Genomic DNA, 7630 nt, shown 5'->3' with positions numbered 1-7630 from the left:
GCCCACGCCTGCCGCCGCCTCACCGCAGGGGCGCCCCCCGGCGGCCAAGGAGCCACTGTGGCGCGACCTCGTCGGCGACGTCCTGCGCCGCGAACGGCTCGCCCAGGAGCGCACCCTCAAGGACGTGGCCGACGCCGCCCGCATCTCCATGCCGTACCTCTCGGAGGTCGAGCGCGGCCGCAAGGAGGCCTCCTCGGAGGTCCTCGCGGCCGCCGCCCACGCCCTCGGCCTCGGCCTGGGCGACCTGCTGTCGCTGGCGCAGGGCGAGTTGGTCCGGCTCACCAGCCGGCAGGTGCCGGCCGGCAGCCGCACCGGCCGGGCCAGGACCGGTTCGTCGTACGACGGGATGTGCCTGGCGGCCTGAGGCGACGCGCCGGCGCCTCAGACCCGCACCAGGCGCCGGCTCACCACCTCGTCGGCCAGCCCGTACGCCACCGCCTCCTGAGCGGTGAACACCTTGTCGCGGTCCATGTCCGCGCGCAGCGTCGCGATGTCGTGGTGCGTGTGCCGGGCCAGCACCTCCTCGACCTGGGCGCGGATCCGGACCATCTCCTTGGCCTGGAGGGCGAGATCGGAGACCGTGCCCTGGCGCCCGCCGCTGGCCGGCTGACCGAGCAGCACGCGCGCGTGCTCCAGCACGAACCGCCGCCCCGGATCCCCTCCGGCCAGCAGCACGGCCGCGGTGGAGGCCGCCTGGCCCACACAGAACGTGGAGATCGGCGCCTGCACGTACGTCATGGTGTCGTAGATCGCCATGAGCGAAGTGAACGAGCCGCCGGGGGAGTTGATGTAGATCGCGACCTCGCTCTCGGGCGACGCCGACTCCAGATGGAGCAGCTGCGCGATGACGACGTTGGCGACGCCGTCGTCGATCTCCGTGCCGAGGAAGATGATCCGCTCCGACAGCAGCCGGCTGAACACGTCGTAGGACCGCTCGCCCTGCGGGGTGCGCTCGACGACGTTCGGAATCGTGTAGGTCCCCATGTCACAGCCCCATCCGTCGTCGGGAGGAAGCCGGGCGGACATCCGCGAGGGACTCCACCACCCGGTCCACCATGCCGTACTCCCTGGCCTCCTCGGCCGTGAACCAGCGGTCGCGGTCCCCGTCGCGGGAGATGGTCTCCGGACTCTGGCCGGTGTGCTCCGCGGTGATCCGCTCGATGGTCCGCTTCGTGAAGTCCAGATTGTCCGCCTGGATCTCGATGTCCGCCGTGGTGCCGCCGATCCCCGCGGACGGCTGGTGCATCATGATCCGCGCGTTCGGCAGCGCGTACCGCTTGCCCTCGGCGCCCACGCTCAGCAGGAACTGGCCCATGCTGGCCGCGAAGCCCATGGCGAGCGTCGAGACGTCGTTCGGGATCAGCCGCATCGTGTCGTAGATGGCGAGCCCGGCGTGCACCGAGCCGCCGGGGCTGTTGATGTACAGGGCGATGTCGGTGCGCGGGTCCTCCGCGGACAGGATCAGCAGCTGGGCGCAGACCCGGTTCGCCGAGACCTCGTCGACCTGGGTGCCGAGCAGGACGATGCGCTGGGCCAGCAGCTGGGACGCCAGCTGGTCGTCGAAGCGGGTGGGCGGGGTGTCGCCCTCCTGAGCCCGCGGAGCGAGCGCGGTGAGTGGTGTCATCGGTTCTCCTCGTCGTGGCGTGGATGCCGTCGACTCCACTCTTGACCGCGGACGAGGCCGGAAGGCTGATTCTCTGCCCCTGGCAGATTCGCCACGGGCAGAGCGATGAGTTCCGGGTCGAGGACCGGTCGAAAGAGGGACAGCGTTCCGCTCGCCCAGGAGGTACTCATGGCATCCGACGGTTTCACCACGTGTCTCTGGTTCGACGGCCAGGCCGAGGAGGCCGCCCATTTCTACGTCTCGATCTTCAAGAACTCCAGCGTCGGCAAGGTCGCGCGCTACCCCGAGGGCGCGATGCAGCCCGCCGGCAGTGTGATGACGGTCGAGTTCACGGCCAACGGCCACAGGTTCCTCGGCCTCAACGGCGGCTCCCAGTTCAAGTTCACCGAGGCGACCTCCTTCATGATCTTCTGCGAGAACCAGGAGGAGATCGACTACTACTGGGCCAAGCTCACCGAGAACGGCGGCGAGCCCGGACCGTGCGGCTGGCTCAAGGACCGGTTCGGCGTGTCCTGGCAGGTCGTCCCGGACCGGCTCGACGCCATGGTCACCGACCCGGACCCGGAGAAGGCGGCCCGCGTGACCAAGGCGTTCATGGCGATGCACAAGTTCGACATCGCCGCCCTGGAGAAGGCCTACGCCGGCGAGTGAGCTCCGCTCCGCCCGGCTACGGGTTCTCGCGGATCACCCGGGTGATCTCCTGGGCGATCCGCAGGATCCCGGGCGAGCGGACCGGGCACGGCTTCGGCGTCGAGGTCGTGGGCGCCAGACAGAAGTGCAGGTAGTCGTCGTCGCGGTGCAGGGCCGTACGGTCGCGTCCCGGCTGGGTGCAGTACCCGTCGTGGGCGCGTTCGTACGCCGTGCACGGCAGGTACCGCACCCAGCTGTAGCGCGCCCCGGCCGCACTCACCGCCCTGCCCGCGTCCGCGACCAGACCGCCCGAGGCGGTGGCCCGCTGCTCGTAGAGGGCGTTGACGCGCCGGACCCGGTCGGGAGTGATCGGGTCCGGGCCCTGGAGCACCCAGACGATACGCGCGTCACCGGCCCCGGCGATCTGGTCGGCCAGCCGCTCCATGTCGGCCGCGTACCGCGCGAAGTACTTCTCGGGCGAGGCGTCGTAGGTGATCCCGTCCATGCACGGCGTATAGCCCCACGCGTTGCCCCAGAACTGCAGCACCACGAAGTCCGGCCGCAGCCGGCGCACCAGCGTGGCCGCCTTGTCCGCGACCGGCACGAGGGACCGCTCGCCCGTGCCCTCCAGGTAGTCGCACAGGGTGGTTCCCGAGTACGGGGCGCTGGTGTACGTCGCCCGCAGGCCCCGGCGCAGCTCCTGCCCGAGGACCTGCTGCGCCTCCATGGCGAGCGAGTCGCCCAGGTACAGCACGGTGGGCGCCTTCGCAGCTGTGCTCGCGCCCGTGCTCGGTGAGGCGGACGCCCGCTGCTGCGTCGTGACCGATGCCCGTGGCAGGTCCGGGGGCGGCGCGGACTCCGGCCCGGACGCCGGGTCCCCGCACGCGCCGAGCAGCAGGGCGGCCAGCAGCACGCCCACTCCCACGATCCACGGCTTCCGCATACGGCAACTCCCGTCCCGGGCACCGAAAACGGCTCCCCAGGCAAGCACAGCCCGGCCCCACGCGGAAGACCCGCGTCGGCCACGGAACACCATGGCCGACGCGGGCTCGACGGTCGTACGCGGGCGGATCGCTCAGACGCGGTCCGCCGCGATCAGCAGATACTGGAAGCTGCCGTTGCGGTACGCGTTCAGGAACGTCTCCTCGATGCCCGTCACCAGATGCTCGGCCTCGCTGCGCAACTCCCAGTAGGGGATGGTCGCTTCGGTAAGATCCTCCACATGGACCGGGACGAGCCGGTTGCGGGCCATGGCGCGGAAGTACTCCGAGCGCGGGTGGATGTCGCAGATGTAGTGCGCGTTGATGAGGGACACCTCGCGGGAGGCCCGCCCATAGGTGTCGTTGTAGCAGCCGGTGATCGTCACATAGCGGCCGCCGCGGCGCAGCAGCCGGGCGTGCTCGGCGAACAGCAGGTCGAGCTCGACGTACATCGTCGACTCGTTGTTCCAGGACGCCGCGTACGCCCCGGACGTCAGCCCGGTGTCCAGCATGTTGCGGTGGTGGTAGCGCACCCGGCCGTCGATGCCCCGCTTGCGGGCCTGCGCGTTGGCGAACTCGGCCTGCTTCTCCGAGATGGTCACACCGTCGGCGTGGCAGCCGTACCGCAGATGCGCCGTGACACTGCCGCCGCCGCGCCCGCAGCCGGCGTCGAAGACGCGGTCGGCGGGGGAGAGGGGGCCGAGCCGTTCGGCGAGGAGCTCGGCCTGGGCGTGCTCCAGCCGGTGCAGTTCGGTGGTGATGCGTTCCCGCCGCAGCTCGGGGTCGGGTTCGTCGAGCACGGTGCGGTCGGCGGCGCCGATGCCGTAGTGATGGTGGTAGAGGTCGTCGAGCTTTCCGAGTTCGAGGTTGACCGGGTTCTCCTCGGCGTTCCAGTAGTCCGCGACACGGGTCTGGTACGTCGACTGGGTCGGCACCTGGGCTGCCTTGGTGCCGGCTTCGGGGGCGATGGTCAACGGTGACTCCTCGTGCTGGTGCTTATGACGCTGTGTCATTCGATCGCGCTTTACCAGTAGTCGGGCAGGTGATAGCGGTGGCTGTTGGTGGCGTGCCACTCGTGGTTGCCGGCCACCCAGTCGGACAGGCTGCGGACATAGCGCTCGACGAGCGGCGAGGTGGCCGACAGCACGGCCGACTCCTCCTCGAACGCCTCCATGATCCGGTTGTGGATCTCGACGGCCTTCAGATAGGCCGCCTTGAGACCGCAGTGCTCGTTGCGGGCGATGACCTGGGGCAGGTTCAGATGGTCGGGGTCGCTCGCGAGTTCCTTGGTGAAGGAGTAGAGGTCGTTGACGATCGTGGTGGCGTTGCAGGCGAGCGCCGTGACCCGCTGGATCTCGGGGCGGGCGTACACCGGCTCGGGCAGCTCGTAGCCGTCCACGGCGTCCACGATCGACAGACACGGCCGGAAGTTGTTGAACTGCCGCATCACCAGGTACTCCCAGACCAGCGGGAGATATCCGGTCTCCATCCAGGCGGCCTCCGCGAGATAGCCCAGATGCAGCCGGGCGATGTCGTGGACGAAACGGTCGCTCTGGCTCGGTGTGGCGAAGGCCGCGTAGTCCTGGAGAGCGAAGTGGTACGAACGCAACGGCCCGTCGGCCCGCACGCCCTGCCGCCACTCCTCCTCCAGCTCGGGGATCCCGTGGAACGGGTCCAGCGCCGACTGGGCCAGGATCAGCGGACCCCCGAGGCCCCGGCGCGACCCGCCACGGCCCTCGTCCTCCTCGCAGTAGCAGGAGTCGACGACGTTCTCCGCGAGCAGCAACTCGCCGGCGACCGTCAGCCGCTCCAGATCCAGCGCCTGCGGATGCTGCAGCACCACGGCCCGCCCGAACTGGAACCCCGAGAAGTCGCCCTGCCACGCCTCGGGGAACAGATCGAGGCGCCGGGCCCACTCCTCCAGCCTGCGGTCGACCTCCGCGGCCTTCCCGGGGTCCGCGGGCGCGACCTGCCGGTACCGCAGGCCGGGGACGGCCCCGCCGCGCCGCCGGGTGCGGAGCGTGCTCGCGATGTTCGGCGGTCCCGGCATCCGGAAGCCGGCGGAGGACGTGCTCATAGGGTGCTCCACGCGGTCACTCGGCGGTCCGGCCGATCTGGGCGTTCTCCAGGACCCCGACCGCGTCGGGGACGAGGATCGCCATCGAGTAGTAGGCGGTGACGAGGTAACGGATGATCGAGTTGGCGTCGATGCCCATGAACCGCACGTTCAGGCCCGGCTGGAACTCCTCCGGGATGCCCGTCTGATACAGCCCGATGGCGCCCTGGTCGCCCTCCCCGGTGCGCAGCGCGATGATGCTGCTGGTGTGCTGCGGACTGATCGGGATCTTGTTGCACGGGAAGATCGGGACACCGCGCCAGGCGGGGATCTCGTGCCCGTCGACGTTCGCGGTGCCCGGCACCAGGCCGCGCCGGTTGCACTGCCGGAAGAAGGCCGCGATGGCCTTGGGATGGGCGATGAACAGCTTGGTCTTGCGGCGCATGGAGAGCAGCTCGTCCATGTCGTCCGGGGTCGGCGGGCCCGTGAAGGTGGGGATGCGCTGCCCGTAGTCGGCGTTGTGCAGCAGGCCGAACTCCCGGTTGTTGACCAGCTCCCACTCCTGGCGTTCGCGGATCTCCTCGACGATCAGACGGAGCTGTTGCTCGGTCTGGTTCATCGGGTCGTTGAAGAGGTCGGCGACCCTGGTGTGCACCCGCAGCACCGTCTGGGTGAGCGACAACTCGTACTCGCGAGGCGCGAGTTCGTAGTCGACGTAGCCGCCGTTGATCGTCGGCTCGCCGACATGGCCCGCCTGGACGGGGACGTCGGCCTCGCCCTTGCGGTTCATGGGCAGGTTCTGGCGTTCGGCGAACGCCTGGAGGTGCGCCGCGAGGGAGGGCACCCGGTCGGTGAACTCCGTGACCACGGTCCAGGGGAGCACCAGCAGCACGCCCGCCGTCTCGGCCCGCACCGAGCTCAGCCACAGCGGGTCGGCCTGGCCGATGGCCTCGTCGCCGATCTGGTCGCCGCCGGTGACGACCCCGACGATCTCCTCCTCGCCGTACTTGCCCTCGGTGAAGCGGGTGAACCTGCCGTGCACGACGAGGTAGGCCTCGTGGACCGGCTGCCCCGCCTCGACGATCACCTGGCCGGCGCGGACCTCACGCACCCGGAAGCGGGTCGCGACCTCCTTCAGGACGTCGAGGTCGGAGTAGCCGCGCAGCACCGGGAGTTCGGTGAGTGTCTCGGGGATGACCCTGACGTCGTCGGCGCCGTTCTGCTCGAACTGGACCCGGCCGCGGCCCACGCGAAGCTGGAGGCGCCGGTTGACGCGGTAGGTGCCGCCCTTGACGTCCACCCACGGCAGCATCTTCAGCAGCCATCGCGAGGAGATGGCCTGCATCTGCGGTTCGGACTTGGTGGTCGTGGTGAGCTGGCGTGCGGCCTGGGTGCTGAGACTGGTGAGTTGTCCGTCGGTGGCGGGGGCGGGGTCGTCGGCTGCGGGTCCGGTGACGCTGTCGGGTACGGACACGTATTGCTCCCTGGAGGGTGATCAGACGTTCTAGCGAAGTGGTCGGTGACGACGGGTGGGCGATGACGACGGCAACCTGCGGGCGCGTGATGAGGGCTGCCTCGTGGCACGGGTGAGCCGTACGCGCCGCAGGGACAAGCCAAACAGCGCAGGTGGTGGGCCCGGTACGGCGTGAAGGGGGCGGCTTCGCCTCCTGGGTGGTGCAAACCCTCCCTGGAAGCAGAGGGCACACGCGCCCGTGCTTCCACGCCGGTCGCGTTCGCCTCGACGTGCGGGCGCGAGGGGCGCGCGAACCTCAGGACAGGTCGTCGACCAGTACCGCGGCCCCGTCGAAACGTCCCGCCGCGAGATCCCGCAGCGCCTCGTCCGCTCGCGACATCGGATACGTGTGCGTCGTGGCGTGTACGCCGTGTTCGGCGGCGAGCGCCAGGAACTCCCGGCCGTCCGCGCGCGTGTTGGAGGTGACGCTGCGCAGCTGCTTCTCGTAGAAGAGCTCGCTCTCGTAGCGCAGCGCGGGGACGTCGGTGAGGTGGATGCCGGCGACCGCCAGCGTCCCGCCCCGGTCCAGGGCCCGCAAGGCCACCGGGACCAGTTCGCCGGCCGGCGCGAACAGGATCGCGCTGTCCAGTGGCTCCGGCGGCATCTCGTACGGGTCGCGGGCCGAGGCGGCACCCAGTTCGAGCGCGAGCCGCCGCGCGGCCGCCCCGCGGGTGAGGACGTGCACGGTCGCGCCCTCGCCCAGCGCCACCTGCGCGCACAGATGAGCGCTGCCCCCGAAGCCGTACAGCCCGAGCCGCCCGCCCGGCGGCAGCGCCGAGCGCCGCAGCGCGCGATGCCCGATGATCCCGGCGCACAGCAGGGGCGCG

Annotated in this window: 9 protein-coding genes; 2 read left to right on the top strand and 7 right to left on the bottom strand. The window is 70.4% G+C overall.

Annotated features, from left to right (window positions below; genetic code table 11):
* The coding region (locus L0P92_RS39815; RefSeq protein ID WP_273634148.1) for a helix-turn-helix domain-containing protein at window positions 1-364 on the top strand (364 nt) is incomplete at its 5' end.
* Window positions 365-381: 17 nt separating this feature from the next.
* Here the strand turns inward: L0P92_RS39815 and L0P92_RS39810 are convergent.
* Together L0P92_RS39810 and L0P92_RS39805 are read right to left on the bottom strand one after the other, a co-directional pair.
* On the bottom strand, window positions 382-984 hold the full coding sequence (locus L0P92_RS39810) for a ClpP family protease (RefSeq protein WP_234768010.1): 603 nt from the start codon (window positions 982-984) through the stop codon (window positions 382-384).
* Window position 985: 1 nt separating this feature from the next.
* Window positions 986-1624, bottom strand: a complete 639-nt coding sequence (locus tag L0P92_RS39805; protein ID WP_234768009.1) for an ATP-dependent Clp protease proteolytic subunit — start codon at window positions 1622-1624, stop codon at window positions 986-988.
* A gap of 168 nt (window positions 1625-1792) precedes the next feature.
* Between L0P92_RS39805 and L0P92_RS39800 the strand changes: the two genes are divergently transcribed.
* Complete coding sequence (locus L0P92_RS39800) at window positions 1793-2275, top strand: VOC family protein (protein ID WP_234768008.1); 483 nt, start codon at window positions 1793-1795, stop codon at window positions 2273-2275.
* A gap of 16 nt (window positions 2276-2291) precedes the next feature.
* On the opposite strand, the gene L0P92_RS39795 is transcribed toward L0P92_RS39800, so the two are convergent.
* From L0P92_RS39795 to L0P92_RS39775, 5 genes are all read right to left on the bottom strand, one after another.
* Window positions 2292-3197, bottom strand: a complete 906-nt coding sequence (locus tag L0P92_RS39795) for an SGNH/GDSL hydrolase family protein (RefSeq protein ID WP_234768007.1) — start codon at window positions 3195-3197, stop codon at window positions 2292-2294.
* 132 nt (window positions 3198-3329) lie between these two features.
* Window positions 3330-4208, bottom strand: a complete 879-nt coding sequence (locus L0P92_RS39790; RefSeq protein ID WP_234768006.1) for a geranyl diphosphate 2-C-methyltransferase — start codon at window positions 4206-4208, stop codon at window positions 3330-3332.
* A 50-nt stretch (window positions 4209-4258) separates the two neighbouring features.
* Window positions 4259-5311: a family 2 encapsulin nanocompartment cargo protein terpene cyclase gene (locus L0P92_RS39785; RefSeq protein ID WP_234768005.1), complete on the bottom strand. Its 1053-nt coding sequence runs from the start codon at window positions 5309-5311 to the stop codon at window positions 4259-4261.
* Between the two features lie 16 nt (window positions 5312-5327).
* Window positions 5328-6764, bottom strand: a complete 1437-nt coding sequence (locus L0P92_RS39780) for a family 2B encapsulin nanocompartment shell protein (protein WP_234768004.1) — start codon at window positions 6762-6764, stop codon at window positions 5328-5330.
* Between the two features lie 295 nt (window positions 6765-7059).
* A partial coding sequence (locus L0P92_RS39775) for a zinc-binding alcohol dehydrogenase family protein (protein WP_234768003.1) occupies window positions 7060-7630 on the bottom strand: 571 nt, incomplete at its 5' end.

Source organism: Streptomyces muensis, assembly GCF_021474425.1.
GTDB lineage: Bacteria > Actinomycetota > Actinomycetes > Streptomycetales > Streptomycetaceae > Streptomyces > Streptomyces muensis.
The sequence above is the reverse complement of the archived record's forward strand: the minus strand, read 5'-3'. Positions and strand labels throughout refer to the sequence as shown.

What these genes read in the sequence shown, in the direction of transcription:
- L0P92_RS39810 (WP_234768010.1), bottom strand. Translation starts at nt 984, where the DNA reads ATGGGGACCTACACGATTCCGAACGTCGTCGAGCGCACCCCGCAGGGC.
- L0P92_RS39805 (WP_234768009.1), bottom strand. Translation starts at nt 1,624, where the DNA reads ATGACACCACTCACCGCGCTCGCTCCGCGGGCTCAGGAGGGCGACACC.
- L0P92_RS39800 (WP_234768008.1), top strand. Translation starts at nt 1,793, where the DNA reads ATGGCATCCGACGGTTTCACCACGTGTCTCTGGTTCGACGGCCAGGCC.
- L0P92_RS39795 (WP_234768007.1), bottom strand. Translation starts at nt 3,197, where the DNA reads ATGCGGAAGCCGTGGATCGTGGGAGTGGGCGTGCTGCTGGCCGCCCTG.
- L0P92_RS39785 (WP_234768005.1), bottom strand. Translation starts at nt 5,311, where the DNA reads ATGAGCACGTCCTCCGCCGGCTTCCGGATGCCGGGACCGCCGAACATC.